Annotated in this window: 1 pseudogene; it reads right to left on the bottom strand. The window is 36.7% G+C overall.

Annotation, left to right across the window (positions count from 1 at the left end):
- Positions 1 to 215: 215 nt before the first annotated feature.
- Positions 216 to 1,879 (bottom strand): annotated as a pseudogene (locus QUB08_RS31740) (IS1634 family transposase).
- Positions 1,880 to 1,961: the final 82 nt, after the last annotated feature.

The raw sequence follows: 1,961 nt of genomic DNA, 5'->3' as shown, positions 1-1,961 counted from the left end.
TTTTGGGTTGAATCTATGCGGTTTTAGGGTTACAGATACTTGTCAAATTTACCTAAACTAACTAAGTTGAAATCATTGACTTTTTCTAATATATTCATGCTGCTGTTTTATCGCGCTCGCTCATCTTTTGAAGCAAGACAACTTATACCAAGAGCAAGTTGTCTTGACTAATTAATGAAAATTATTCATAAATATCTACACGTCGCGCTCGAACGTTATCCACTTGAAACTATTAAATAGTATTGACAGCAATACTCTCCTAAATGTCGCAAGATATCTTGACGCTAAGCAGGTTAAATTACTGACCTGCTTCTCTCCATTTATCGTCACTAAATGTACCGCCTGAAACATCTGAAATATCCAGCGCATTGTCGGCTTATTGGTCAATTTCTTTACCTGATTTTTCACTCGATCGTTGGTAGCTTCTAATTGTTGTCTCAATTTCCTTTGCGCCAGGTTATATACTAACAAACACAGTCCCATTATCATTCCGATTGCTTCAACTCGCTCCGGTTTTTTCACGAATACGCTGGAAGTAAAAAATAACGGATCTTTGATAAATCTAAATCCTCTCTCATTACTTTGCTGCGCTTTGTATTCCGATAATACCTGTGAATTGCTCAGTGCTTTAGTATCTAAGATATTTGTGGCTAATATAAATCTCCCAGCTTTGACTTTTTCCGCTTCGATTGCTGAAATTAGGGGTTCTATTTCACCCGTTACTTGATAGACTGTTGTCTGTGTCTTGCTCGATTCTTTGAGCTTTTTTTTTTGTTTTAACTGGTTTTTCTTGGGATTTGATTTCTGTTATTTGGTGATATTTCCATGAGTCTGATAACTTTTTTATTGCAATTTCTGCATCGACAATACAAGCAAAGTTTTGTATGGATAGCTTACGCAGTGAGGCTTTGGCTGATTTTAACTGTTTCTCTACTTGCTTGACTATTTTTTTAAGCTCTGCTTGTTTTCTGATTTCACTTTCTATTACTACCCATCTTTGCTTGATACCAGCATACTCACTCGTTTGGACTGCTATTTTATATCCTTTTATTTCATAGTCTTCCCAGGCACTATCTTCAATGTTGCAGATTTTATTTTGAGCTGCTTTAATGCTTAATGGTACTCTTGTTATCCATTTCATTCCTGCCAGTGCTGACAAATTTTCTGCTGTGTATAAGGCACTGTCTGCTACACAGATTCCGTCAAATGTCCACTGATTTTTAAATTCTTTCAATCTCTCTACAAAGACACTTTTATCATCGGCATTTCCATCGTCTATTTTGAGATATAATGGTACGTCTCCATCTCCAGTTACGATCGTATCAATGATAAATTGTTTGAGGTCGGGTCTTCGATCTCTTGAATAGCCATGAACTATTTTTATGGTTTTCATCGAAGATTCTGTATCTTCAGATTCTGCCTCAACTTCCTGGCTCTTTACCTGACAGTTTTTGTATGCTCCTTCTACTGATATTGAACTGCTATCTAGGTGAACGCTTTTCATTGACACTTGAAATTTCATCGCTGCTTTCAGGGCAATTGCCGTGAATAATTTTGTGGTTCCAGCTTGATGATATTTGTCTAAAGCTCTCCCGATTCTGTCATCATTTAATTGTTCGGGTGTCACTCCTTCTCCAATTAGATGTTCTGTTGCTTTTCCCACAAAAATTGTGTCAAATAGGTAGATTGGGGCGCTCAAAAATCCCAATCCGTTCAAAATCATTGCTTTCATTACTTGTCCTGGGCTGAGGCTTTCTTTAATTCTTATTCCCACTTTTTTGTTGACTTCTTCTACCAATTCCATTTCATCTATGATCCCTGCTACTATCCCCAAATGGTCTAAATTTACGATATTTATAGCTTCCGAGGGCTTTTTCATAGTTTTAATGGTTGCTCTACTTGCACCAATTATTATACCTTAAAAAAACCTCAAATCATTGCATAGCAATCATTTGAGGTTT

Source organism: Microcoleus sp. BR0-C5, assembly GCF_036705045.1.
GTDB lineage: Bacteria > Cyanobacteriota > Cyanobacteriia > Cyanobacteriales > Microcoleaceae > Microcoleus.
This window is presented reverse-complemented; position numbering and strand designations above follow the sequence as displayed.